The sequence below is a fragment of the Alishewanella jeotgali KCTC 22429 genome (assembly GCF_000245735.1).
In the GTDB taxonomy this organism is placed as follows: Bacteria; Pseudomonadota; Gammaproteobacteria; order Enterobacterales; family Alteromonadaceae; genus Alishewanella; species Alishewanella jeotgali.
This window is the reverse complement of the sequence record NZ_AHTH01000012.1, coordinates 1-24,032: the sequence shown is the minus strand read 5'-3', so window position 1 is coordinate 24,032 and position 24,032 is coordinate 1. Positions and strand designations below refer to the sequence as shown.

23 protein-coding genes are annotated in these 24,032 nt (G+C 52.4%); 11 read left to right on the top strand and 12 right to left on the bottom strand.

Annotated features, from left to right (window positions below):
* The first annotated feature begins 4 nt into the window (after positions 1–4).
* The 3 genes from ftsE (at position 5) to rpoH (ending at position 2,658) form a co-directional block, all read left to right on the top strand.
* A complete protein-coding gene (gene ftsE / locus AJE_RS05970) occupies positions 5–688 on the top strand; it encodes a cell division ATP-binding protein FtsE (RefSeq protein WP_008950093.1) in 684 nt (227 codons plus the stop codon).
* Entirely contained in the window at positions 685–1,659 is a 975-nt protein-coding gene (ftsX, locus tag AJE_RS05965; RefSeq protein ID WP_008950092.1) for a permease-like cell division protein FtsX, read from the top strand. Before ftsE ends, ftsX begins: the two co-directional genes overlap by 4 nt.
* 147 nt (positions 1,660–1,806) lie before the next feature.
* Positions 1,807–2,658 carry an RNA polymerase sigma factor RpoH gene (gene rpoH / locus AJE_RS05960; RefSeq protein ID WP_008950091.1) on the top strand — a complete coding sequence of 284 codons (852 nt, stop codon included), beginning with the start codon at positions 1,807–1,809 and terminating at the stop codon, positions 2,656–2,658.
* A gap of 219 nt (positions 2,659–2,877) precedes the next feature.
* Here the strand turns inward: rpoH and AJE_RS05955 are convergent, their stop codons facing one another.
* The 3 genes from AJE_RS05955 to gpmM all read right to left on the bottom strand — a co-directional run bounded on the left by AJE_RS05955 (position 2,878) and on the right by gpmM (position 6,452).
* Complete coding sequence (locus AJE_RS05955; RefSeq protein WP_008950090.1) at positions 2,878–3,654, bottom strand: divergent polysaccharide deacetylase family protein; 777 nt, start codon at positions 3,652–3,654, stop codon at positions 2,878–2,880.
* 114 nt (positions 3,655–3,768) lie between these two features.
* On the bottom strand, positions 3,769–4,908 hold the full coding sequence (locus AJE_RS05950; RefSeq protein WP_008950089.1) for a murein hydrolase activator EnvC family protein: 1,140 nt from the start codon (positions 4,906–4,908) through the stop codon (positions 3,769–3,771).
* The gene (gene gpmM, locus AJE_RS05945; RefSeq protein WP_008950088.1) at positions 4,908–6,452 is read right to left on the bottom strand and encodes a 2,3-bisphosphoglycerate-independent phosphoglycerate mutase; all 1,545 of its coding nucleotides are present in this window, start codon (positions 6,450–6,452) and stop codon (positions 4,908–4,910) included. Before gpmM ends, AJE_RS05950 begins: the two co-directional genes overlap by 1 nt.
* A gap of 193 nt (positions 6,453–6,645) precedes the next feature.
* Here gpmM and AJE_RS05940 point away from each other — a divergent pair, with 193 nt between their 5' ends.
* From AJE_RS05940 to gpsA, 4 genes are read left to right on the top strand one after another with little or no spacing between them, the layout of a single operon-like run.
* The gene (locus AJE_RS05940) at positions 6,646–7,080 is read left to right on the top strand and encodes a rhodanese-like domain-containing protein (protein ID WP_008606974.1); all 435 of its coding nucleotides are present in this window, start codon (positions 6,646–6,648) and stop codon (positions 7,078–7,080) included.
* 2 nt (positions 7,081–7,082) lie between these two features.
* A complete protein-coding gene (gene grxC, locus AJE_RS05935; RefSeq protein ID WP_008950087.1) occupies positions 7,083–7,340 on the top strand; it encodes a glutaredoxin 3 in 258 nt (85 codons plus the stop codon).
* Positions 7,341–7,356: 16 nt separating this feature from the next.
* Positions 7,357–7,845 carry a protein-export chaperone SecB gene (gene secB / locus AJE_RS05930; RefSeq protein ID WP_008606977.1) on the top strand — a complete coding sequence of 163 codons (489 nt, stop codon included), beginning with the start codon at positions 7,357–7,359 and terminating at the stop codon, positions 7,843–7,845.
* The gene (gene gpsA, locus AJE_RS05925; protein WP_008950086.1) at positions 7,845–8,855 is read left to right on the top strand and encodes an NAD(P)H-dependent glycerol-3-phosphate dehydrogenase; all 1,011 of its coding nucleotides are present in this window, start codon (positions 7,845–7,847) and stop codon (positions 8,853–8,855) included. Before secB ends, gpsA begins: the two co-directional genes overlap by 1 nt.
* On the opposite strand, the gene AJE_RS05920 is transcribed toward gpsA, so the two are convergent.
* On the bottom strand, positions 8,848–10,725 hold the full coding sequence (locus AJE_RS05920) for a GGDEF domain-containing phosphodiesterase (RefSeq protein WP_008950085.1): 1,878 nt from the start codon (positions 10,723–10,725) through the stop codon (positions 8,848–8,850). The genes gpsA and AJE_RS05920 overlap by 8 nt on opposite strands.
* Positions 10,726–10,863: 138 nt before the next feature.
* Between AJE_RS05920 and AJE_RS05915 the strand changes: the two genes are divergently transcribed.
* Positions 10,864–11,328 carry a tRNA (cytidine(34)-2'-O)-methyltransferase gene (locus tag AJE_RS05915; protein WP_008950084.1) on the top strand — a complete coding sequence of 155 codons (465 nt, stop codon included), beginning with the start codon at positions 10,864–10,866 and terminating at the stop codon, positions 11,326–11,328.
* On the opposite strand, the gene AJE_RS05910 is transcribed toward AJE_RS05915, so the two are convergent.
* The 3 genes from AJE_RS05910 to AJE_RS05900 are packed head-to-tail and all read right to left on the bottom strand — an operon-like array spanning position 11,325 to position 14,443.
* Entirely contained in the window at positions 11,325–12,362 is a 1,038-nt protein-coding gene (locus AJE_RS05910) for an alpha/beta fold hydrolase (protein ID WP_008950083.1), read from the bottom strand. The two genes, AJE_RS05915 and AJE_RS05910, sit on opposite strands and share 4 nt — an antisense overlap.
* 24 nt (positions 12,363–12,386) lie before the next feature.
* Positions 12,387–13,748, bottom strand: a complete 1,362-nt coding sequence (locus AJE_RS05905; RefSeq protein WP_008606982.1) for an ATP-binding protein — start codon at positions 13,746–13,748, stop codon at positions 12,387–12,389.
* A complete protein-coding gene (locus AJE_RS05900; protein WP_008950082.1) occupies positions 13,745–14,443 on the bottom strand; it encodes a response regulator in 699 nt (232 codons plus the stop codon). The genes AJE_RS05905 and AJE_RS05900 overlap by 4 nt, the downstream gene beginning before the upstream one ends.
* A 141-nt stretch (positions 14,444–14,584) precedes the next feature.
* On the opposite strand from AJE_RS05900, the gene AJE_RS05895 reads away from it, so the two are divergent.
* On the top strand, positions 14,585–15,073 hold the full coding sequence (locus AJE_RS05895) for a Spy/CpxP family protein refolding chaperone (RefSeq protein ID WP_237709314.1): 489 nt from the start codon (positions 14,585–14,587) through the stop codon (positions 15,071–15,073).
* A gap of 20 nt (positions 15,074–15,093) precedes the next feature.
* Here AJE_RS05895 and glnG read toward each other — a convergent pair whose 3' ends face one another.
* From glnG to glnA, 4 genes are all read right to left on the bottom strand, one after another.
* The gene (glnG, locus tag AJE_RS05890; protein ID WP_008950080.1) at positions 15,094–16,506 is read right to left on the bottom strand and encodes a nitrogen regulation protein NR(I); all 1,413 of its coding nucleotides are present in this window, start codon (positions 16,504–16,506) and stop codon (positions 15,094–15,096) included.
* On the bottom strand, positions 16,503–17,564 hold the full coding sequence (gene glnL / locus AJE_RS05885; RefSeq protein WP_008950079.1) for a nitrogen regulation protein NR(II): 1,062 nt from the start codon (positions 17,562–17,564) through the stop codon (positions 16,503–16,505). The genes glnG and glnL overlap by 4 nt, the downstream gene beginning before the upstream one ends.
* 76 nt (positions 17,565–17,640) lie before the next feature.
* Positions 17,641–18,156 (bottom strand): DUF4124 domain-containing protein, encoded by a 516-nt coding sequence (locus AJE_RS05880; protein ID WP_008950078.1) that lies wholly within the window; start codon positions 18,154–18,156, stop codon positions 17,641–17,643.
* A gap of 135 nt (positions 18,157–18,291) precedes the next feature.
* Positions 18,292–19,701 (bottom strand): glutamate--ammonia ligase, encoded by a 1,410-nt coding sequence (gene glnA / locus AJE_RS05875; protein WP_008606990.1) that lies wholly within the window; start codon positions 19,699–19,701, stop codon positions 18,292–18,294.
* A gap of 362 nt (positions 19,702–20,063) precedes the next feature.
* Here glnA and typA point away from each other — a divergent pair, with 362 nt between their 5' ends.
* Complete coding sequence (gene typA, locus AJE_RS05870; RefSeq protein WP_008606992.1) at positions 20,064–21,899, top strand: translational GTPase TypA; 1,836 nt, start codon at positions 20,064–20,066, stop codon at positions 21,897–21,899.
* A gap of 71 nt (positions 21,900–21,970) precedes the next feature.
* Here typA and AJE_RS05865 read toward each other — a convergent pair whose 3' ends face one another.
* Positions 21,971–23,209 (bottom strand): DUF819 family protein, encoded by a 1,239-nt coding sequence (locus AJE_RS05865; RefSeq protein ID WP_008606994.1) that lies wholly within the window; start codon positions 23,207–23,209, stop codon positions 21,971–21,973.
* Between the two features lie 303 nt (positions 23,210–23,512).
* Between AJE_RS05865 and AJE_RS05860 the strand changes: the two genes are divergently transcribed.
* On the top strand, positions 23,513–23,803 hold the full coding sequence (locus tag AJE_RS05860; protein ID WP_008606996.1) for a high-potential iron-sulfur protein: 291 nt from the start codon (positions 23,513–23,515) through the stop codon (positions 23,801–23,803).
* Positions 23,804–24,032: the final 229 nt, after the last annotated feature.

Sequence of the window (24,032 nt, the reverse complement as noted above, 5' to 3'; positions counted from 1 at the left end):
CGCTATGCTGCAGTTTGATCAGGTAAGTAAAAGCTATCCGGGTGGCTTTGTAGCACTGGAGCGGATTAACTTTCGCATCGCGAAAGGCGAAATGGTGTTTCTGACCGGCCACTCCGGCGCAGGTAAAAGTACTATCCTGAAACTGATCAGCATGATTGAACGCCCCAGCACTGGCCGGGTGATGATTAACAATATCGATCTTAGCCGCTTAAAACGCAGTCAAATTCCTTATGTCCGGCGCGATGTCGGCATTATTTACCAGAATCACCGGCTGCTAATGAACCATACCGTATTTGATAATGTGGCTTTGCCGCTGGTGATTGAAGGTTTTACCGGTAAGGAAATGGTAAAACGGGTGCACGCCGCGCTGGATAAGGTCGGTTTACTGGATAAGCAGCGTTGTTTACCACAGACCTTATCAGGCGGTGAGCAGCAGCGGGTTGGTATTGCCCGCGCCGTGGTTAATAAGCCGCCGTTACTACTGGCTGACGAGCCAACCGGTAACCTGGATCCGGAACTATCACGTGACATTATGCGGGTGTTTGAAGCCTTTAATCAGGTTGGCGTCTCGGTGCTGGTGGCAACCCATGATTTGGGACTGATCGCCCGGATGCGTTACCGCACCCTGACGTTAAAGCAGGGCCGGATGATTAATGACGGCCTGATGCCTGCTCCGGGGGTGTTATGAGTATTTTGTTCAGTAGTCGGGCCAGTGGCGCTAAAGCTAGCCGGGTCAATCCCATACAGCGTTTTGTGATGTTTTTTGTGCACCATATCCGTCAGGCGGTATTTAGTTTGGGGGAGCTTTGGCGTACCCCGGGTTCCTCACTGATGACGATAGCGGTACTGGGATTGAGTCTGACGCTGCCAACGACGCTGCACCTGCTGGTCAAGAATGTGCAGCAGATCAGTGGTGGCTTTGCCAAGGCTGCAGAAATCAATTTATTTATCCGTGATACTGCGACACCACAGCAAGTGCAGAGCCTGAAAACCATTCTCGAAGCAGATAGCCAGATCGCCGGCGTACGGCATATCAGTAAAGAGGCGGCGATGGCAGAATTTCGCGAGGCGTCCGGCTTTGGCGCTGCGCTAAATTATCTGACCGACAACCCGCTGCCGGATGTGCTGGTGGTGCTACCGGTGCATACTGAGCCCGCAGCCGCCCGTCAGTTACAACAGCAGCTGGAAAAAGAGCGGATAGTCGAGTTTGCCAAGCTGGATCTGGAATGGCTGCAACGGCTGGATGCGCTGGTGCTGCTGTTACAGCAAGCGGTGGTGGCCATTGGTCTGCTGTTACTCAGTGCCGTGTTACTGATTGTCAGCAATACCATCCGCTTATCAATTATTAATAAACGCGATGAAATTGAAGTGATGAAGCTGGTCGGCGCGACCGATGCTTTTATTCAGCGACCTTTTCTTTACACCGGGCTTTGGTTCGGCGTCTTTGGTGGGCTATTGGCCTTTCTGGTTACCGAAGCCTTACTCTGGTGGTTGCGCGGCGCCATTGCCAGTATCAGCAGCCTGTACCAGAGCGATTTTCAGTTACAGGCAATGAGTCTGCATGAGTTCGGCGGCTTGCTGTTACTGGCGATCCTACTCGGAGTAATGGGATCCTATCTGTCGGTACGCCGTCATTTACGGGCCATTGAGCCGTCCTGAGCCAGTTGCCGCTAAGCTGACAGCTGGTTATAAAAATTGCTTATCTTATAAAAACCAGATCTATAAAGAGTTGCAACTAGTATTAGCACTCTCAGTCAAAGAGTGCTAATATCAGCTCACTTAGTTCAACACAGGATAAGCAATACCATGACGAAATCAGCTTACATGCCCCTTACGGTAGCAGCCAGCGGTAGTCTGGAGGCTTACACCCATGCCGTCAGTACTATCCCGATGCTGAGCGCTGAAGAAGAGCGCGGTCTGGCCGAACGCCTGCAGCAAGACGGTGATTTAGAAGCGGCGCGCCAGTTGATTATGTCGCATCTGCGTTTTGTGGTGCATATCGCCCGCAGCTATGCCGGTTATGGCCTGCCAATCAGCGATTTAATTCAGGAAGGTAATATTGGCCTGATGAAAGCGGTAAAGCGCTTTGATCCGGCGGTAGGCGTGCGCCTGGTGTCTTTCGCCGTGCACTGGATTAAAGCCGAAATTCATGAATATGTGCTAAAAAACTGGCGCATCGTTAAAATTGCCACTACCAAGGCACAGCGTAAACTGTTCTTTAATCTGCGTAAGGCCAAAAAGCATCTGGGCTGGTTTAATCAGCAGGAAGTACAGCAGGTCGCTGAATCACTGGGTGTGGCCGAGCACGAAGTGCGTGAAATGGAAGCGCGGATGAGCAACTATGATATGCCATTCGATGCGCCGGATGAGGACGACGAGCAGGCCTATACGGCGCCGGTATACTATCTGGAAGATAAAAGTTCTGATCTGGCGGCGCAGGTTGCCGATGATCAGTGGGATACCGCAGCAGTGGATCGGCTACAGGCAGCGATTCGCACCCTGGATGATCGCAGCCAGGATATCGTACGCGCCCGTTGGCTGGATAACCAGAAGCTGACCCTGCAGGAGCTGGCCGATCGCTATCAGGTCTCAGCTGAGCGGGTGCGGCAGCTGGAGAAAAATGCGATGAAAAAGCTGCAGCAGGCATTGCAGCACTAATAGTCAAAACAGACTGACAAAAAACGGCGCCGCAGCGCCGTTTTTGCTTATTCCCTTCGTCTTTCAAGATGCACGGGTGTTGGCTGCGTCCGTCCACTGGAACGCCAGCCCGGCCCAATCACTTAGTAAAGCTAAGCTCATGGGGTCGGACTGGCGCTCCAGTGAACGAACTTGCCGCCTACGTGCATCTTGAAATCCATTGGGTATAATAAGCGGTGATTATTCTTCTTGTGGTGCCGCGATCGCCGGTGCGGTCACACCTGCCGCTATCACCTGATGTTCCTGTGGCAGTAATGCTGAGATCCCCACCAGCTCAATGCCTTCTGCCTGCAACTGCGGCAAGCGGCGTTTGAGAAAGCGATAGGTTTCCGGGTACGGATGACCAATCGCAATCGCGACCTGATGGCGGCGGGCAATTTGCAGTAATTGTTTAAACTGCCGCTCCAGCGCCGCTTCGCTTAACTCATTGTCTAAAAATACATGCCGCGACAGCAGCGTCACGCCATGCTGGCTGGCGTACTTTTTGGCGGTACTTTGTGGGGTGGTCAGGCTGTCGACAAAGAACAACCGGCGCTGCTGCAGGTACTCCATGGTCCAGTCCATTGGCTGCTCCAGCGCGGTAAACAGACTTCCCATATGGTTGTTAATGCCAATGGCGTATGGGATATCTGCCAGCGCCTGCTGCAGGGTATGATGAATTTGCTGGCGGCTCATATTGCGGGTCAGCGCGCCTGGCCCCAGCGCATTTTGCTGGCTGGCTTCCATCGGCATATGCAGCATCACATCTTTTTTCGCCTGAGCGGCTTGTCTGGCGGCTTGCCGGCCATAGGGAGTATGCGGCAGAACGGCATAGGTTAGCGCATGCGGCAGCTCCACCATCTTCAGATCGGCGCGTTGATAACCAATATCATCGATAATGATCGCAATCCGGGGGCTGGCCAGTAGCGGTAAACTCAGACAGCACAGGCTCAGACATAACAGACGCAGCAGTCGCACTAGGATTCCTTTTATTGCTCCGGTTTTCCGCTTGTCATGCGCAGCATACTGAAAAACCTGATATTAACCTCACCCATTCAGGTTATAGGACAGCCTTAGTCGGGTGCAAGTTTTTTATTGTGCGCCCAGCCAATTTAACGGGTTAACCGCTTCGCCTTTTTCCCGGATCTCAAAGTACAGTGCCGGATCAGCCTGGCCGCCGCTGGCACCGACCTGGGCAATGGCATCACCGGCACGCACATTGTCACCGGGCTGCTTCAGTAAACTCTGGTTATGACCATACAGGCTCATAAAGCCTTTACCATGGTCAACCACAATCACCCAGCCATAGCCTTTTAGCCAGTCGGCGTAGATCACCCGGCCATCCGCGATGCTCTGCACATTAGCACCGCTTACCCCCTGGATCAGGATACCGCGTGAGGCCAGGCCACCTTGGCGGTTTTGCCCAAAACGCTGCAATACCCGGCCACGCAGTGGCCAGGGGTACTTGCCCCGACCTGCGGTCAGCCCTGACAGATCGCGATTACGCTCCGCCAGACGACGTAGCTCGTTGATGGTATTTTGCAGCGTGGTTTCGTTTTGCCGCAGATAACTAAGCTGATTACCCTGCTGCTTTAACAGCGCCTGCAATTCATTGACGGACGCCTGCTGGCTACCGCGGGCTTCGCTCAGTTGTTGTTGCTGTTGTTGCAGGGCACTGAGTTCGGTTTGTAACTGCTGCTGTTGATTGGCCAGTTGCTGTTTAACCTGCTCCAGTTCACTGACGGTATGATTAATTTGAGCTAGCTGACGTAATCTGGCCTGATTAAAGTACTGATAATAGGTCAGCACCCGTTCCAGCTTGCCGGTATCCTGTTGGTTTAACAGCAAGCGCGAGTAATCGTGCTGACCCAGGCTGTAGGCACTTTTTAGTTGTTCAGCCAATAATTGCTGCTGCTCTGCCAGTTGTTGCTGCAATTGCTGTTGCTGCCGGTTCAGGTTAGCACTTTCCCGCTCCAGCCGTTGCTGACGGCCCTGAGTGTCCCTGAGTTTACGAGCGGCTTCCGCCAGGGCTTTGTCTGCGGCCTGTAATCGCTGCTCCGCCTGTTGCAACTGCCGGCGTTGTTGCCGGACTTGCTGCTCGGTTTGCTTGATTTGTTGCTGTAGCTGCTGTAATTCCCGCTCAGCCTGCGGCGTCTGCTGGGCAGACGCGGCCGTGGACAGCAGGCTGAGCCAGAAACAGCCTGCAAACAGGTAAGGCAAGCGCTTTGACATTAACGCAATTGCATCAGGACTTTGCCGGTCATCTCGGCGGGGATCGGCATACCCATCAGCTGCAGCATGGTCGGGGCGATATCACTGAGGATGCCACCTTCCACTGCTGTAGCCGGACGACCGACATAGATCAGCGGCACTGGATCACTGGTATGGGCGGTATGGGCCTGGCCAGAATCCGGATCCTGCATTTGTTCAGCATTACCGTGATCTGCGGTGATCAGGCACTCACCACCAACCTGTTGTAAGGCGGCAACCACCCGGCCAATACTACGGTCAACTGCTTCGACGGCCTTGATGGCGGCTGACATAATGCCGGTATGACCGACCATATCGCCGTTCGGATAGTTACAGATAATCACATCAAACTTACCGCTGTGAATGGCGGCGACTAACTTGTCAGTCAGTTCTTCCGAGCTCATTTCCGGTTGCAGGTCATAGGTGGCGACCTGTGGCGACGGCACCAGGATCCGCTCTTCGCCGGCAAACAGCTCTTCGCGACCGCCACTGAAAAAGAAGGTCACATGCGCATATTTTTCGGTTTCGGAGATCCGCAGCTGGGTTTTCTGATGCTTAGCCAGCCATTCACCCAGCACATTGTTCAGACTTTCCGGCGGGTAAGCACAGGGCGCCGCAATATCAGCAGCATATTCGGTCAGCATCACAAACTGGCATAACTTCGGTTGTGCCTGGCGGACAAAGCCATTGAAATCGGCATCGACAAAGGCGCGGGTAAACTGGCGGGCCCGGTCAGCGCGGAAATTCATAAAAATCAACGCATCGCCGTCCTGTAAGTGAATAGGTTCGCCGGCAGCATTCAAAATGGCAGAGGCTTTGACAAACTCATCGTTCTCATCACGCTGATAGGCGGCTTGCAAGGCGTCACTGGCCGAGTTAAAGCGATACGCGGCCTGACCTTGCGTCAGCAGATTATAGGCTTGTTCTACCCGGTCCCAACGTTTGTCACGGTCCATCGCGTAGTAACGGCCGATAATGGACGCGATCTGACCTTTACCACTTTGCGCAAAATGTTGTTCAAACAGTGCCAGCGAGGCGGCGGCACTGCGCGGTGGAGTGTCGCGGCCATCCAAAAAGGCATGCAGATACACCTGGGTCGCGCCACGTTGCTCGGCCAGTTGCACCATTGCCAATAAGTGTTCTTCATGGCTATGCACACCACCCGGTGACAGCAAGCCCATCAGATGCACGGCTTTGCCCTGACTAACTGCGGCATCTACCGCCTGCACCAGCACTGGATTCTGATAAAAATCACCATCAGCGATGGCTTTGGTAATGCGGGTAAAGTCCTGATAGACCACCCGGCCCGAGCCAAGATTGACATGGCCAACCTCGGAGTTACCCATTTGCCCGTCAGGCAAACCGACATCCAGGCCAGAGCCGGAAATCAGGGTGTGTGGATACTGTTGCCATAAGGCATCCATGACTGGAGTGTTGGCCTGGGCGATCGCATTATGCTGTTGTTCCTCACGGTAGCCCCATCCATCCAGAATTAATAAAACCAGGGGTTTTTTCGGTGCGGACATAGCATCTCCCTTAACAGATTACAAAGGTGGCGGAATAATGCGCTTATCTTACCGTTTTTTTGCTTTTGCACCAGTGATGATTCGCCGTTAGCCGCCGGTACTAACCGGCTGAGCGGTTTTTTAGCTGTCGATTTTCGATAAAATCGGTATACTCAGCGCTGTTTTTAATCTCAACCAGAAGAAATTTTGCCCTATGGACCAAATGATCGAATTTATTGGAAATCATCTGCTGCTCAGCATGATCTGGCTGGTGTTAGTGGTACTGATTATCGGTGGCTGGTTAAAGTCGAAATTGTCACCGGTGAAAGCGGTCAGCCCGACCGAACTGACGTTAAAAGTGAACCGTGAAAATGCCGTGCTACTGGATATTCGCAGTGAGGACGATTTCCGCAAGGGGCATATTACCGACGCCCGGAACGTTAAGCAGGAGCAAATTGCTAATCTGCAGTTGTCTGGCCTTGAAAAGCAAAAAGATACGCCCATTATAGTAGTGTGTCAGATGGGTGTCAGTGCGCAAAAAGCCGCGGCAACCCTGTCTAAGCAAGGTTTTACTCAGGTTTCAGTGCTGCAGGGCGGTATGAATGCCTGGACCGGTGCCAGTTTGCCGGTTGTTAAAGCAAAGAGGTAAGCATGGCAGACGTTGTTATTTACACTAAAGCATATTGCCCCTACTGTGTCAGAGCGGTAGGCTTATTGCGTGAGAAGCAGGTGCCTTATCAGGAGATCCGCATCGATCTGCACCCTGAGCGCCGGGATGAGATGATTAGCCGGGCGAATGGCCGCACCACAGTGCCGCAGATCTTTATTGGTGAACAGCACATTGGTGGCTGTGACGATATGGTTGCTCTGGATAACCAGGGTAAACTCGATTCATTATTACAAGCATAACTAAACAGGATTTATCATGGCAGAACAACAAGCCAATGGCATCGCAGCAGAACAGGCTGCACAGGGTTTACAGTTTGCAATTCAACGCATCTTCGTAAAAGACATTTCTTTTGAAGCGCCAAATGCCCCTGCGATTTTCCGCAAAGAGTGGAAGCCGGAAGTTAAACTGGATTTAGATACCCGCAGCGAAAAGCTGGAAGACAATGTCTATCAGGTTATCCTGTCACTGACCGTGACTACTACTGTTGGTGAAGAAACTGCCTTCCTGTGTGAAGTACAACAAGCAGGTATTTTCTCTATCGGTGCTTTAGAAGAGCCGCAAATGGCGCATATGCTGGCGGCATTCTGTCCGAACATTCTGTTCCCGTACGCACGGGAAGCGGTGTCTAACCTGGTTAACCGTGGTACCTTCCCACAGCTGAATCTGGCACCGGTTAACTTTGACGCCTTATTTGCACAGTATCTGCAACAGCGTCAGGCCGAAACTCAGCAACTGAACGCTTAATGAGCAGCGCTTCTGCGATCACGGTATTAGGGGCAGGGTCTTACGGCACTGCCCTTGCCATTTGTCTGGCCCGCAATGGTAACCCTATTACGCTGTGGGGCCGCAATGCTGCCGAAATGGCGCAGATGCAGCAGCAACGGCTGAATCAGAAATACCTGCCGGATATTCCACTGCCGCCAACCCTGGAAGTGACAGCGGATTTGGCGCATGCCGTGCAACAAAGCCGCGATATTCTGGTAGTGGTGCCCAGCCACGCCTTTGCTGAAACCCTGCGACAGATTAAGCCGTTACTGGCTGCGGATGCCAGGGTGGCCTGGGCAACCAAAGGTCTGGAGCCGGAAACCGGTCGTTTATTACAGGATGTTGCTCGTGAGATCCTTGGTGAACAGGTAGCACTGGCGGTACTGTCCGGGCCCACCTTTGCCAAAGAAATGGCTGCTGGTTTACCCACTGCTATCTCGTTATCTTCTGCCGATCCGGCTTTTATCAAACAGCTGTCTGATCTGCTACATTGTGCCCGTACTTTCCGCGTCTATACCAATAGCGACTTTATTGGTGTGCAACTGGGGGGCGCGGTGAAGAACGTGATCGCCATTGGTGCTGGTATGGCCGATGGTATTGGTTTTGGTGCTAATGCCCGCACAGCCCTGATCACCCGGGGGCTGGCTGAAATGTGTCGTCTTGGTTGTGCCATGGGCGCGCAAAAGGATACCTTTATGGGCATGGCCGGGCTGGGTGATCTGGTATTAACCTGTACTGATAACCAGTCACGTAACCGCCGCTTTGGCTTGCTGTTGGGGCAGGGCAAAGGGGTCGAAGAGGCGATGCAGGCGATCGGTCAGGTGGTGGAAGGTTTCCGTAACGCCAAAGAGGTGTTTAATCTGGCGCAGCGGGTTGGCGTTGAAATGCCGATCACTGAGCAGATCTATCAGGTGTTATATCAAGGGAAAAACGTCAAGCTGGCAGCCCAGGATCTATTGGGCCGCGAGCGTAAAGACGAGATCAGTTAGCCAGCTGCCGCTGATTATTCAGCAGCTGATTTTCTTTTAGTAATAGTTGTCCGATATCCTCAGCCGGCACCGCCCGGCTGAAGCGATGTCCTTGCTGACAGTCGCAGCCCATCACATGCAGCAGATACGCCTGCATTTCAGTTTCGATATTGGTAGCCGTCACATCAAGTTCCATGTAACCAATTAAACGGATTAGGGTGGCACAGATATTTCGCTGTTGTTCCTGCTGCTCAATATATTTGACTAAGGCTGGGGCCAGTTTCACCCCATGAAGAGGAAAAAGGCGTAACTGCGTAATTGAGGATATGCCATCACCAAAATTGTCCAGAATCAGCTTAAACCCCAGGCGTTCTAAACTGTGCAAACGTTCTCTTAGCCAAATCGTCGGGTGATTAAAGATGCTCTCGGGCAATTCCAATTCGAATAAGCTGGCAGCGAGTTCAAACTCAGTCAGAGTATCTTGCAGATAGCGCAGAAAATCTCGCTGCGTAAAGTGTTGGATGGAGATATTCAGCGCCAATCTACCACGCATCAGGCCTGTTTGTTGCCAATAGCTGACTTGCTGGCAGGCTTTACGGAATACCAGCCGATCTAAGTTAATAATTAAACCGGTTTCTTCTACCAACGGCATAAAAGTTGGGGGGGGCAACATGCCTCGCTTGGGGCTTGGCCAACGCAGAAGCGCCTCGAAGCCGACAATTCTATTGCTACTAATACTAAATTTGGGCTGAAAATATAAATCAAATTCACCATGAGCCGCACTGCGATAGAGCTCGGCTTCCATAGCCAAAAAATCGGGTGCTTGTTGTTGATTAGCACTATCTGCAAAACAAAGGGCACTATCGCTTTGTTCACTCGCCCGATTTGCCGCCTTCAGGGCGCTGTTCAATAACAGGTCTACATTATCACCGTCATTCGGGCTAATACTAATCCCGATATAAATCCTTAGCGGAGAACGCATGCCTTGGCTATCGACCTGATTAAAACCAGCAATCAGTTTATGAGCAAGCTGATTTAAAAAAATAGTGTTGTACTGTTTGCATAAATGCGGCGGCACTAAAATGCTAAAGATATTGTGTTGGAAGCGGGCCAGCAGCAAGGTTTCTGGCACCAATAATTTTAAATTCGTTGCGATATCCAGTATTTGCTGCTCGTTCAATCGGACTTCTCGCTCACTCTGGCTAGCAACAACAAAATCCAGGATTAACAGGGCTGCTGATGGATAGTGCTCATCACAACTGGCTATCGCTTGCCGGACTTGTTCAATAAAAAGCAACTGATTGGGTAGCAGGGTAGTGTCATCACGCAATTGCTGTTGCTGTTGATGTGCTGCCAGTTGCCTAAATTTCGTGATATTTTGACCAAACAGAATATAGGTGCTTGTTTTGCCCTGATGACTCGATAAATTATGCACACTGATTTTAAAGGCTTCACAGTGATGCTCGTTTTTAAGCCAGACCTCACCGTGCCAAATACCTTGTTGTTTTAGCTGTTGTCTGATTTCCGGTAGTAAATCGATACTGCCATTTGCATCAGCAAATAGTGGTACGGGGATAGCCAGTGTACTGTGATCTTGCTCCGTAACCAGGCTTTTTAGCGAGCTGCTCGCATTAATAAGTAATAAATTTTTATCCAAAATCGCTATAATGCCGGGGGTTTCAGCTAAAAGCCGCTGAAAACTCTGCTTTTGGCGAGAAAGTTTGGCGTTGCGGCGAGCTAGACTTCGGAGCGTAAGAATTAACGCCAGTGCCATTACGCTCAAGGCAGCCGCAGTGAGCAATAACCCGCCTTCCAGCAGGTTCTGCTCCGCATAAGCAGGAGCACTAAGCGCTACCAGCAAAAAAAGTACACCGGACGTTAGGTAAAACATGCCTGAAACTTTCCCTGTATAATAAATGTACAATCTTGAATATAGTTGCAGTTGCTGATTGGACACAAGGCTGGGTCGAAAAAAAAGTCTGTGCTGCCGGATTTAGTACTGTAGTCATAGCTGCGTAAGGTATTTTTGATGTTGCATATTGCACTATTTGAACCACAAATCGCCCCCAATACCGGCAATATCATCCGTCTGGCCGCTAATAATGGCTGCCGCTTGCATATTATCGAGCCGATGGGTTTTGATTTTGAAGAAAAAAAGTTGCGGCGGGCCGGGCTGGATTACCATGATTTGGCCAATGTCAGCCGTTATCCGGATTATCCGCAGTTTTTAAGCGCCATGCAGGGTCGGCGGATTTTTGCGATCACTACCAAGGGGACGCGCTTTTATCATCAGGTTAGCTTTCAGCCGGACGATGTCTTGCTGTTTGGCTCGGAAACCAGCGGCTTACCGGACAGTGTACGCGATAGCCTGCCGACAGAGCAGAAATTGCGGATCCCGATGCAAGCGGGCGCCCGCAGTCTGAATCTGTCGAACAGTGTGGCTATTGTCAGCTATGAGGCGTGGCGGCAGCTGGGATATCCGGGCGGACTTTAAAGGGCCCTTTCGCTGCCATGACTTAGTTGCTGTAAAAACTGATTAATGGCCGCCAGCACCTGTTGGCGGATCGCATCCTGCTCCATTAACAGCTCATGCCTGCCGCCATTCAGGCTATACAGCGCCTTGGGTAAAGCGGCGGGCAGTGCATCGAACCACTGCCGTTGTGCACCATTGGCCACCACCTTATCGGCACTGCCCTGTAGCAATAACAGCGGGGTCTGGCAATGTACTACATCCCGCCTGAGCTGGCGCATGGCCAGGATCGCCTGCACCAGCCACTGGCAACTGACACCGCCCAGTTGCAACTCTGGCTCACGCTGATAGCAATCGCGCAGCGCCTGATAGCGCGCCGGGCTGGAGGTTAAATCATTACCGGCAAAAGGCTTGGCCTGATAGGCTTGCTGGCCTGGGAAATAGCCAGCCTGAGCTGCTGGCTCAGCTCTGAGCTTGCGGCAATAAGCCAGCGCCAGGCCTTCAGCGACCCGGGTTGGCACAGGTCCGCTATGGATCCCCAACATCGGAGAGCAGAAGACCGCCGCATCAAAAAAACGCCACCAGCGCTGCCAGGGCTCAGCAGTGAGTAAACCCGCTGCGATGGCACAGCCCATAGAGTGGCCGAGCAGCAGATGCCGCTGATGGCCGCCAGGTTCAACGATTTGCTGTAAAAACTGTGCCAGATCCTGCTGATAATGCGCAAAGCTCTCGACATAACCGGGTTGCGGATCGGCCAGTAAGCGGCCAGAGCGGCCCTGACCGCGGTGATCGATGATATAAACACTGTAACCGGCGTTAACCAGTTCCAGCATCAATTCACTGTATTTAATCGCCGTTTCAATGCGGCCACTGCTGATCACCCAGGCCGTGCTGGCGGCGGGGTTACGATGATAGCTATAGGCCAGTGGCACATCGCCGCTACCGCTTAAAACGCCATGCTGCAGCTGCTGCCAGAATGGCAGCAAGCGGCTTTGCCAGTGCTCACTGAGGTCGGTTTCAGTGGCCAGTTGCTGAATATCGGGAAAAGCTTGAGTCATCGGCAGACAGGGTAACGGCTTGGTTCAGGTAAGGGGCAGTGTAACATTAATCTGCAAACCGCCACTACTGACATTGCTGGCGCTGACCTGCCCCTGATGCTGGCGGATGATCTGGGCCACAATAGCCAGCCCCAGACCAGTACCGCCGGTTTGGCTATCGCGGCTGTGGCTAACGCGGTAAAACGGCTGAAAAATTTGCTCCAGTTGGTCACTGGCCAAGCCCGGGCCCTGATCGCTGATACTCAGCTGTGCCTGAGTGTCATGCACCTTTATGGTGCAATTAATCTGGCTGCCGGACGGACTGTATTTCATCGCATTACGGACAATATTCTCCAGTGCCCGGCCCAGCAAACGGCTGTCGCCTTCCAGCCATAGCTGTTCGGGAGCCTGTAGCACCAGCTGTTGTTGTTTGGCATCGGCTTCCAGCTGATTAATACTCAGTACTTCCTCGGCCAGAGCGACCAAATCCAGCGGGTGGCGCTCCAGTTGATACTGGCCGGCGTCCAGCTTACTGAAGGTCAGTAATTCATCCAGCATGGCTTCCAGCCGTTCCAATTCGCTTTTTAAGCGCGGCAACTGCTGCAGATCCTGCTGGCGTTCACTCAGCGCTATTGCCAGTTGGGCTCTGGCCAGCGGCGAACGCAACTCATGCGAGATATCCCGCATCAGCCGCTGCTGATTATGTAGCAGAGCACTGATTTGTTCAGCCATGGTATTAAAGCTACGGCCCAGTTGTCCCAATTCATCCGGGCGTCTGGCCAGCCGCTGCACCCGGCTATCGAGTTTGCCGCTGGCAAATTGCAGGTTTTGTTGCACCAGCTCGCGCAGTGGCCGCGAGATTGAAATGGCTAACGCAAAGCTGGCGGCCGCGGAGATCAGTACCAGCAGCAGGATCAGCAGCGGCTGTGACAGGCTGCTCAGGCGCCACCAGGGCTGCGCCGGCCGTTGTCGCAGCTGATATAGCGCCAGTTGCTGTTCGCCAAGCTGCAGCATAAAGGGGCCGGCCAGATGAGTATTATTGTGGCGTAGCAAGCGTGGCCGGTTCAGCTGATTTAGCTCAGCCAGCCAGTTCTGGTTAAAGTTGCGCGGTAGCAGTGTCGGCGTCAGCACTTGATTATCCGCCGTTTGCACCACCACCCAGCGTGCTTCGCCGTGCGCGGCCAGGCGCTGTAGCAGCTCAGCAGCGGATTGACTTTGCCGCAAGGGCTGTAGCTGTTGCTGCAGTTGCTGGATCACCCCGGGTGGTAGCCGCCGGATCTCGGTATCTTCCATCAGCTGGCGCGACAGCACTAAAGTTAAAGCCACGGTCAACAGCAATACCAGCCAGAACCAGAGGAAGATCCGGCCGGCCAGCGAGTTTAACGGGTTTAAGTGTTGCCAGTTCATGCGTTACCCTGCGTCAGAAATAAATAGCCACTGCCACGCAGGGTCTGGATTTTTTCGCTGTCGCTATGTTGCGCCAGCTTTTTGCGGATATTACTGATATGCATATCCAGACTGCGATCATACTGCTGCAGCCGCCGCCCCAGCACCAGGCGGCTTAATTCATCCTTACTGACAATTTCGCCGGCGCGGCGCATCAGCTGCTCCAAAATCTGAAATTCCGTCGCGGTGAGTGTGACCGGCTGCTGATTACAGCTGACCTGACGGTTCTGACTATTGAGTTTAACGGCATTCAGCTCCAACACGCTGGCTTGCTGCGGCGCGTCTTGCTGTAATAATTCGATCCGGCGCAGAATGGCTTTGATCCGGGCTACCAGTTCGCGTGGATTAAAGGGCTTAGCCAGGTAGTCATCGGCTCCCAACTCTAAACCGAGGATGCGATCAATATCGTCACCGCGTGCCGTTAACATTAGTACCGGGCAGTAGGGGCCCTGGCGTAGCGCTTTCAGAACGGACAAGCCATCCAGTTTGGGTAACATCACATCCAGCAGGATCAGGTCGCAACCGGCACTGGCGGCCTGTTGCAGGCCCTGCTCGCCGTCATGCACTGCCAGAAACTCGAAGCCATCTAATGCCAGATACTCCGCCACTAAGCGGGTCAGCTCAACATCGTCGTCAATCATCAGAATTTTCGGCATCTTATACCTCAAAGGTGATCACAATTGCAGTTTACGTGCTTGACTGGGCAATGTCAGGGCCTTTACAGAACCTTTACGCTGGCTTTGCGTTGCTTTGCAATAGCGGCGCTAAACTGAAAGCGTCAACCAAGCGGAGTGCAGATGATGAAAACGAATACCTTAATTTTGACCTTAAGTACTGTATTACTGTTAAGCAGCCCACTGGCGCTGGCGCATCCTGGCAAAGGCTGGCAGGGTGAGGGACAGCGGCATGAGCGAACTATGCTGCCATTAAAGCAATTGGATCTGAGTGCTGAACAGCGGGCACAAATCCAGAGTTTGATGCAGCAACATCGCGAAGCCCGGCAACAACAGCGTAATCCAGAAGCCATGCAACAGCTGCTGGACGCGCCACAGTTTGACGAGCTGGCGGCGCAACAACTGCTGGCACAGCGTGCAGAGCAACGTGAGCAGCACCAGTTAGCGCGCTTAAAGTTACAGCATCAAATCCATCAGCTGTTAACGCCGGAACAACGGCAGCAATTGGCAGAGCTGCGTAGTCAACGCCAAAGCGGCGAGGGCAAACCATGGCGTCAGCATTCGGGCGAGCGAAAAGAACGCAAAGCCCGGCAGCCGGCGAACGCGGGCTAAACGTCAACCAGCTCAGGTAGCTATTCTACCCCCAGCTCTTTCAGCTTGCGGGTTAACGTATTGCGGCCCCAACCCAGTTTGCGGGCCGCTTCCTGTTTATGGCCGTGTGTATAACGCAGCGCCTGTTCCAGCACAATTTTCTCAAAGGCTGGTGCGGCTTCGTCAAGGATATTATCCTGACCGGCTGCCAGGCGCTCGCTGACCCAGGCCGCCAATAAACTTTGCCAATCGGTATGGCCCTCAGCGCTACTCAGTTTCGGCTGAGCTTTCGGTTGCTGCAGTAATTCTGGCGGCAAGTCCGCCACCACGATATGCTTGCCACTGGCCATCACGGTTAACCAGCGACAGGTATTTTCCAGTTGCCGCACATTGCCCGGCCAGTCAAGCCGGGTCAGCACCTGCTCGGCTTCCTTACTTAGCGTTTTGGCTTCCACATTCAGTTCGGTTGCTGCTTGCTGTAAAAAGTGCCGCGCGAGTTTACCGATATCTTCGCGGCGATCTTTCAGGGACGGCAGATGAATACGGATCACATTTAAGCGGTGGAATAAGTCTTCCCGGAACTTGCCCTGCGCCGCCAGTTGCTCTAAATCCTGGTGTGTCGCGGCAATGATCCGCACATCGACGTTTACCGGTTGATGGCCACCGACCCGGTAAAACTGGCCATCGGCCAGCACCCGCAGCAGCCGGGTTTGTACGTCCAGCGGCATATCGCCGATTTCATCCAGAAACAGGGTGCCACCATCGGCCTGCTCAAAGCGGCCTTTACGGGCATTCTGAGCACCGGTAAAGGCACCCTTTTCATGGCCAAAGAGTTCAGACTCGATCAGATCCTTCGGGATTGCGGCCATATTCAGCGCAATAAAAGGCTGTTCATGGCGTGGACTGTGTTTATGCAGTGCCCGCGCCACCAGCTCTTTACCGGTACCGGACTGGCCATTAATCAGCACACTGATACTGGAGCGGGCCAGGCGGCCGATGGCTCGAAACACTTCCTGCATCGCCGGCGCTTCACCAATAATTTCGGTACTGAGCAGCGGTGCTGCCGGCTGCTGTTTGGCGCGCCGGTTTTTGCTATGCTCCAGCGCGCGGCTGATCAGGCTGACGGCATCGTTCACGTCAAAGGGTTTCGGCAGATACTCGAAGGCGCCCCGTTTAAAGGCGTTGACCGCACTGTCCAGATCCGAATGCGCCGTCATAATGATCACCGGCAATTCCGGACTTAGTTGCTGTAAACGGCTCAACAGCTCCATACCATCGGTACCCGGCATCCGGATATCGGATACCACGACCGCCGGCTGTTCATATTCCAGCCGCTGTAACATCAGATCGGCTGAGGCAAAACTTTCGCAGTCAATGGCACTGCGGCTCAGCGCCTTTTCCAGTACCCAGCGAATAGAATTATCATCGTCAATGATCCAGACATCCTGTTTCATGGTGCTTCCTCATAGTCTGAAATTGGCAGATAAAGCATAAAGGCGGTGTGACCGGGCCAGCTTTCGCAGTCGATCCAGCCACGTTGTTGATGGATCAGGGTTTGCGCGATGGACAGACCAAGGCCGGTGCCGCCGGCTTTGCCACTGACCATCGGATAGAATAGGGTATCGCGGATCTCCGCCGGGATCCCCGGCCCGTTATCAATCACTTTAATACAGGCGACCAGTTTGTATCTTTTGCCGTGCAGGGTGTGCTGCGACAGAATACGGCTTTGCAACGTAATATCGCCGCCGTCCTGCAATGCTTGCTGGGCATTACGCACGATATTCAGCAGCGCCTGCTGTAACAGCTCAGGGTCAAAGTAAAAATCCGGAATACTGGGATCATAGTCGCGGTGAAAACGGATCGGCGCCGGATTATCAATTTGCGCCAGTTGCAGTACCTGCTCGGCCATCTGATGTAAATTGCTCAGGATACGCTGCGGTGGCCGGTACGGGCCCAGTAAGCGGTCCACCAGATTGCGCAAGCGATCGGCCTGAGCAATGATGAGCTGGGTGTACTCTTTTTGTTCGTCATTCAGCGACTCTTCCAGCAATTGTGCCGCGCCACGCAGGCCGCCGAGCGGGTTTTTAATTTCATGTGCCAGATTGCGCACCAGCTCGCGGGCAGCCAGATGCTGATGTTGTTGCAGATTTTCCATACTAATCTTGCGCTGCTGCTCGACTTGTCTCAGTTCCAGCAACAACTGCGGCTGTTCCTGCTCCAGCAGGGTTACCGCAATATCCAGCAGTAACAGGCGGCCGTCGATAGTCACCGCCTGCACATCGCCAACACTAAAGGATTGGCGGTGCAATAAAGCATTGTGTAAGTGGCTTGCTTTTAAATCCAGATGCTGGAATAAGGCCGGAAAATAATGTTGCGCCAGACGTTTTTCGCCCAGCCCTAATACCGCACAGCTGGCGGTATTGAAATAACAAATCTGTAACTGGCTATCCAACACCAGTACTGCAGTGGTGAGCTGCTCGGTCAAGCCCTGGCTGCTTGCGTGTGCTGTCATACCCCTCCTTTGCACCAAATCGGTGCTTGTGAGCGGCAGTTTAGCCCGACTGAAGTCGGATTACACTGGCTTTGCACTAATTTGGTGAAATTACGCTGGCCCGATGCAAATAAAAGGTTGTGACAGGACTTATTGCAATTAGCTTGCCGTTTTGGTCGATAAGTTCGAGTTGGATAGTATGAGCGCCGCGGTCGATATCCCGAAGCACGAAAACCGTAGTATTTTGAGGTTCGCCATAAGCTAAGCCGTCAAAGACTAAACGGACGCGAAAGCCTCGCTGGAAACGAGGTTGAATGCGACCCTCGATATAAACTGAGCCCGTATTATCTCGTACGGTCGCTTGGTCCAGAGGCTGAGTTATTTCAACTTTAAATGCTTCAGGCGCGGGAGCTTTTTTCTCTATTGGTCGTACTTCGGTTGCTTCCATCAGATTAGGACGCACCGTAAGCGTTATTTCCTCTGCACCGGGGGATGGGCTATCTGAAAAGATTACTACGCCATTAGCGTCACGGCTGACATAGATACGCTTTTCCTGGGCTAATGCCGGGAATGATAATGAATATAAGATAACTACTATTAAAAAATGGCGCATCTACCCTTATTCCCATGCTATGTCTTCCTGACGTCGTTTTATAACTTTAGCCGGAAAATGTTAAATTTTCTACAAAAAAAAGCTCACCGAAGTGAGCTTTGTGTTCTAACCATTTATTACTAGTCAGATCAAGATTTAAACGCTGTAGTACAGTTCGAATTCCAGTGGATGTACTGCCATCGATACTTTGCGGGCTTCGGCGCGCTTGATAGCGATGTAAGCATCAATCATATCGTCTGACATTACGCCGCCCTTGGTGAAGATGGCGCGGTTTTTATCCAGCTCGTTCAGGGCCTCATCCAGCGAGGTAGCAACCTGTGGAATGTTAGCTGCTTCTTCTGCTGGCAGATCGTACAGATCTTTATCCATCGCATCGCCTGGGTGGATCTTATTCTGAATACCGTCAATACCGGCCATTAACTGGGCAGCAAAGGCCAGATATGGGTTAGCGGCCGGATCCGGGAAACGACACTCAATACGACGGGCTTTGGCGCTTGGTACCAGCGGGATCCGGATTGACGCAGAACGGTTACGGGCAGAGTAAGCCAGCATCACCGGGGCTTCAAAGTGCGGAACCAGACGCTTGTACGAGTTGGTTGACGGGTTAGTAAAGGCGTTCAGCGCTTTAGCGTGTTTGATAATACCGCCAATGTAGTACAGCGCCAGCTCAGATAAACCGGCATATTTATCACCAGCAAACAGGTTGACGCCGTCTTTAGCCAGTGACTGGTGACAGTGCATACCTGAACCGTTATCGCCAACCAGTGGTTTTGGCATAAAGGTAACAGTTTTGCCATACAGGTGTGCCACGTTATGGATCACATACTTTAACTGCTGAATTTCATCGGCTTTTTTGGTTAAGGTATTGAAACGGGTCGCGATTTCGTTCTGACCGGCAGTGGCGACTTCATGGTGGTGAGCTTCGACTACCTGACCCATTTCTTCCAGCACCATACACATGGCGCTACGGATGTCATGGCCTGAGTCTACCGGTGGTAACGGGAAGTAACCGCCTTTAACGCCCGGACGGTGGCCTTTGTTACCCTCTTCGTAAGCGGTACCTGAGTTCCAGGCGGCTTCCGTAGAGTTAATTTTAAAGAATGAGCCCGACATATTGGTTTCGAAACGAATATCGTCGAACATAAAGAATTCTGGTTCCGGGCCAAACAGCACGGTATCGGCAATACCGGTTGACTTCAGATAGTCTTCGGCACGTTTGGCGATAGAACGTGGATCGCGGTCATAACCTTGCATAGTGCTTGGTTCAATGACGTCGCAGGTGATATTCAGCGTGGTTTCTTCAAAAAACGGGTCCAGCACGGCAGTGGTTGGGTCCGGTAACAGGATCATGTCTGAGTCATTGATACCTTTCCAGCCCATGATAGAAGAACCATCAAACATCTTGCCGTCTTCAAAGGTGCTCTCTGAGATCTGGCTGACCGGTACCGTTACATGCTGCTCTTTACCTTTAGTATCGGTAAAACGCAGGTCAACAAATTTAACCTCGTTCTCTTTGATTAATTTCAGTACGTTTTCTACAGACATGTATTCCTCCAAGTGACCCATTTTGAGCAAATATCCGGTTGGTTGCCCTGTTAAATGCCAGATATATGCCAATATCTTAAGGTGTTGTATTTAATTGGTTTAATTTGCAAGGCTGCTGCGCCAAGCCTTAGTGTTGCACCAACTTGGTGCGCAACTGCTTCATAATGGTGCTAAAGCTAACCCGTTTCAGTGTAGTCAATTATCGGCGGCGAAAAGGGGCTGCCGAAAAAAAATACCGAAATGCTTGCAGGAGTTTTTTGTTTCGGCGCGAAAACAGAGTAGAATATGCGCCCTTTAGTTTTTATTTGCGTTCGCCTGGTGGTCATTCTGGTCATCTAGTGCCACACAGAGGATAGTTATTCATGAGCGTCACAGCGTCATCCATCGACAAGCTTCGTAATATTGCCATTATCGCCCACGTTGACCACGGTAAAACTACTATGGTTGATAAGCTGTTGCAGCAATCCGGTACCCTGGATTCGCGCGCCAAGCTGCAGGAGCGGATCATGGACTCCAATGCTCAGGAATCTGAGCGGGGTATTACCATCCTGGCAAAAAATACGTCTGTACGCTGGAATGGCTATCAGATCAATATCCTGGATACCCCTGGCCACGCCGACTTCGGTGGTGAGGTAGAGCGGGTACTCTCTATGGCAGACTCGGTATTACTGCTGGTTGATGCCGTTGAAGGCCCAATGCCACAAACCCGCTTTGTGACGCAAAAAGCCTTTGCCCACGGTTTAAAGCCAATCGTAGTCATCAACAAAGTTGATAAGCCGGGTGCACGGGTCAACTGGGTTATCGATCAAGTATTCGATCTGTTCGACAATCTGGGTGCTTCAGATGAGCAACTGGATTTCCCAATCGTGTATGCCTCAGGCTTAAACGGCTGGGCATCGTTAGAAGCCGATGTGAAGAAAGACGATATTACGGATCTGTTCGAAGCCATCGTGAAATACGTTGAGCCACCGAAAGTTGAGCTGGAGGGCGAAACTCAGGTGCAGGTATCGCAACTGGATTACTCCAGCTACCTAGGTATTATTGGTATCGGCCGGATTAAACGCGGTACTTTAAAGCCAAACCAACAGGTCACCATTGTTGGCGCGGACGGTAGCAAGCGTAACGGTAAGGTTGGTCAGGTATTCGGTTATTTAGGCTTAGAACGGCATGAAACGCTGGAAGCCACCGCTGGGGATATCGTGGCTTTTACCGGTTTAGGTGAGCTGAAAATCTCTGATACCATCTGTGCCCCAAGTAAGGTTGAAGCTTTACCGGCGTTACAGGTTGATGAACCGACCGTAACCATGACCTTCCAGGTCAATACCTCGCCGTTTGCTGGTAAAGAAGGTAAGTTTGTCACTTCGCGCCAAATTTTGGAGCGCCTGAACAACGAGCTGAAGCATAACGTGGCACTGCGAGTAGAAGAAACCGAAGACGGCGATAAATTCCGGGTTTCAGGCCGCGGTGAACTGCACCTGGGCGTATTAATTGAAAATATGCGTCGCGAAGGCTTTGAATTAGCGGTATCACGGCCGGAAGTGATCATGAAAATGGTCGATGGCGTGAAGCAGGAACCGTTTGAAGTAGTGACCATCGACGTGGAAGAGCAGCATCAGGGCTCAATCATGGAGAAGATGGGTGAGCGTAAGGCCGAAATGACCGATATGCAACCGGATGGCAAAGGCCGGATCCGGATGGACTTCGTGATGCCAAGCCGCGGTTTAATCGGTTTCCGTACCGAGTTTATGACGCTGACTTCTGGCACCGGTTTGATGTACCACACCTTTGATCACTACGGTGACTTTAAAGGCGGTAACATCGGTCAGCGTAACAACGGCGTACTGATCTCTAACGCTACCGGTAAAGCGCTGGCTTATGCGCTGTTTACGCTGCAGGAGCGTGGTCGCTTGTTTACCAGCCATGCTGACGAAGTGTACGAAGGCCAGATTATCGGTATTCATAGCCGCAGCAATGACCTGACCGTTAACTGTTTAAAAGGTAAGCAGCTGACCAACATCCGGGCTGCCGGTACCGACGAAGCCTTAACCCTGACGCCACCGATCAAGCTGACGCTAGAAAGCGCACTGGAATTTATCGATGACGACGAACTGGTTGAAGTGACGCCAAAATCGATCCGCATTCGCAAAAAGCACCTGACCGAGAACGAGCGTAAACGCGCCAGCCGTCAGTCAGAGTAAGCGCTTTGCTGTGACATAACAAAGCCCCGCTTAACGCGGGGCTTTGTTTTATCGGCGCTAACAACAAGGCTTTAAGGTGCCACCATCCGCAGTAACAGGCCACACAGATAGGCGCCATAGGTACCCAGGCCATAACCGAGGATCGCCAATAGTACGCCCACCGGCGCCAAAGATGGATGAAAGGCGGCAGCGACCACCGGTGCCGACGCGGCGCCACCGACATTCGCCTGGCTACCTACCGCCATATAAAACAGCGGTGCCTTAATCAATTTCGCCACCAGTAACATCAGGCCGGCATGAAAGGCCATCCAGACGATACCGACTACAAACATCAGGGGATAGTCTAAAATGGCGGTCACATCCATATGCATACCGATAGTCGCTACCAGGATATACAAAAAAGCACTGCCGACTTTAGAGGCGCCTACTGCCTCGAGTTGTCTGACCCGGGTTGCGGACAGGATCAGGCCAACGGTGGTGGCTACCACCACCAGCCAGAAGAAGGTACTGGCCAGGCTATAGTCTGCCAGCACCGGTGCTTCGCGGCCAATCCAGGGCGCAACGATATCGGCAATTAAATGTGAAAAACCGGTCACGCCAAAGGCGACGGCAAAGATCAGCATCAGATCATGCATGGTCGGAATGCGCGCATGCTGAGCCTGATAATTCTCGATCTTCTGTTGTAGATGACGAATAGCACTGGTGTCGGCACCGGTTTTCTGGTCGAAATAGCTGGCGCGACTGGCCATCAGCAACAGCACCGCCATCCAGACATTAGCCACTATGACATCCACGGTAATCATCACCGAGAAAATGCTGCCATCAACTTCAAACACTTCTTTCATCGCGGCCTGATTGGCGCCACCACCAATCCAGCTACCGGCGATAGTACTCATGCCACGCCAGATATCACCGCCCAGTGCTTCGGGGTACAGGCTACCCAGCATCAAAAGTGCCAGTGGACCGCCAATAATAATCCCCAGGGTGCCGGTAAGAAACATAATCAGCGCTTTCGGGCCAAGGCCAATAATGGCTTTAAAGTCGACACTCAGCGTCAGCAATACCAGACTGGCCGGTAATAAATAGCGCGATGCCATCTTGTACAGGGCCGAGCCTTCCCCATCAATAATGCCAAAGCTGTTTAGCAGTGACGGAATAAAGTAGCAAAGCAGCAGGGCAGGTACATAACGATAAAAAGCTTTACAGTAGCGGTTAGCACTGTGACTGGTATAAAACACCAGCCCCAGGATCAGCGCCAGCAGGCCAAGAACGACGGCATCGTTGGTGATCAAAACAGTGGTTTCTTGCATATATTATTCTTATAAGTCAGAAGTGGGCGCCAGAGCGAGTTCAGGCGCTGGGGTGTTGCTAGTGTGCCGTAAAAAGGCCACAGCTGGCAATCTTTCTGCCGCGTAGCTGTCCCGCCTGGTCGCAGCCCGGGCCATTGTCTGCTACCCTACACCGGGTATCGCTATAGCTGTTATGGTTAAAAAGCCGAACTTAAGTTGATACTTATCAAATCCGCAAAGACGGATCCTCAGTATGATAATCAGGGCAGACCAGCGTTAGCCGGCAACGGCCAGCGGCCCTTACTACAATGCAGGAGTGTTCGAATGAATAATATTAACCGTCGTAACTTTTTCAAAATCTCAGCCGGTACCGTCATTGGTATGACGCTGGGCGGTGTCACGCTCAGAGCCTTTGCCGCTGAGCAATTAAAGCTGGATGACCCTTTAGCGGCAGCCATGCGCTATACCCACAAGTCGGAAGTGGAAGGTCAGAAATGCAGTAACTGTAACCTGATCCAGGGTGAAGATGGCCAGGAATGGCGGCCTTGCGCCATTTTCCCGGGCAAATTAGTCGCCTCAGAAGGCTGGTGTGCTGCCTGGGTGAAAAAGGTTTAAGCTAACGCCTTGAGGATAAACGCCGGCCTGCTGCCGGCGTTTTTGTGGTGCGCCGGGCATGGCGCGCAGCGCCTTGACCGGCGCTATCTGCTGACTGTGGTGGTTAGCAGGTGACTTGGAGGTGAAAGTCCTCTACACACCCGGCAAGGGGAAGTGTTAGCTGAACGGCAAGGGTGCCTATCGTGAGGTAGGATCTGAAGGAAGCTGAAAGCAAAATGCTGGCCTGACG

Coding starts and splice junctions, on each gene's coding strand:
- ftsE (WP_008950093.1), top strand. CDS start 5: ATGCTGCAGTTTGATCAGGTAAGTAAAAGCTATCCGGGTGGCTTTGTA.
- ftsX (WP_008950092.1), top strand. CDS start 685: ATGAGTATTTTGTTCAGTAGTCGGGCCAGTGGCGCTAAAGCTAGCCGG.
- rpoH (WP_008950091.1), top strand. CDS start 1,807: ATGACGAAATCAGCTTACATGCCCCTTACGGTAGCAGCCAGCGGTAGT.
- AJE_RS05950 (WP_008950089.1), bottom strand. CDS start 4,908: ATGTCAAAGCGCTTGCCTTACCTGTTTGCAGGCTGTTTCTGGCTCAGC.
- gpmM (WP_008950088.1), bottom strand. CDS start 6,452: ATGTCCGCACCGAAAAAACCCCTGGTTTTATTAATTCTGGATGGATGG.
- AJE_RS05940 (WP_008606974.1), top strand. CDS start 6,646: ATGGACCAAATGATCGAATTTATTGGAAATCATCTGCTGCTCAGCATG.
- grxC (WP_008950087.1), top strand. CDS start 7,083: ATGGCAGACGTTGTTATTTACACTAAAGCATATTGCCCCTACTGTGTC.
- secB (WP_008606977.1), top strand. CDS start 7,357: ATGGCAGAACAACAAGCCAATGGCATCGCAGCAGAACAGGCTGCACAG.
- gpsA (WP_008950086.1), top strand. CDS start 7,845: ATGAGCAGCGCTTCTGCGATCACGGTATTAGGGGCAGGGTCTTACGGC.
- AJE_RS05920 (WP_008950085.1), bottom strand. CDS start 10,725: ATGTTTTACCTAACGTCCGGTGTACTTTTTTTGCTGGTAGCGCTTAGT.
- AJE_RS05915 (WP_008950084.1), top strand. CDS start 10,864: ATGTTGCATATTGCACTATTTGAACCACAAATCGCCCCCAATACCGGC.
- AJE_RS05910 (WP_008950083.1), bottom strand. CDS start 12,362: ATGACTCAAGCTTTTCCCGATATTCAGCAACTGGCCACTGAAACCGAC.
- AJE_RS05905 (WP_008606982.1), bottom strand. CDS start 13,748: ATGAACTGGCAACACTTAAACCCGTTAAACTCGCTGGCCGGCCGGATC.
- AJE_RS05900 (WP_008950082.1), bottom strand. CDS start 14,443: ATGCCGAAAATTCTGATGATTGACGACGATGTTGAGCTGACCCGCTTA.
- AJE_RS05895 (WP_237709314.1), top strand. CDS start 14,585: ATGATGAAAACGAATACCTTAATTTTGACCTTAAGTACTGTATTACTG.
- glnG (WP_008950080.1), bottom strand. CDS start 16,506: ATGAAACAGGATGTCTGGATCATTGACGATGATAATTCTATTCGCTGG.
- glnL (WP_008950079.1), bottom strand. CDS start 17,564: ATGACAGCACACGCAAGCAGCCAGGGCTTGACCGAGCAGCTCACCACT.
- AJE_RS05880 (WP_008950078.1), bottom strand. CDS start 18,156: ATGCGCCATTTTTTAATAGTAGTTATCTTATATTCATTATCATTCCCG.
- glnA (WP_008606990.1), bottom strand. CDS start 19,701: ATGTCTGTAGAAAACGTACTGAAATTAATCAAAGAGAACGAGGTTAAA.
- typA (WP_008606992.1), top strand. CDS start 20,064: ATGAGCGTCACAGCGTCATCCATCGACAAGCTTCGTAATATTGCCATT.
- AJE_RS05865 (WP_008606994.1), bottom strand. CDS start 23,209: ATGCAAGAAACCACTGTTTTGATCACCAACGATGCCGTCGTTCTTGGC.
- AJE_RS05860 (WP_008606996.1), top strand. CDS start 23,513: ATGAATAATATTAACCGTCGTAACTTTTTCAAAATCTCAGCCGGTACC.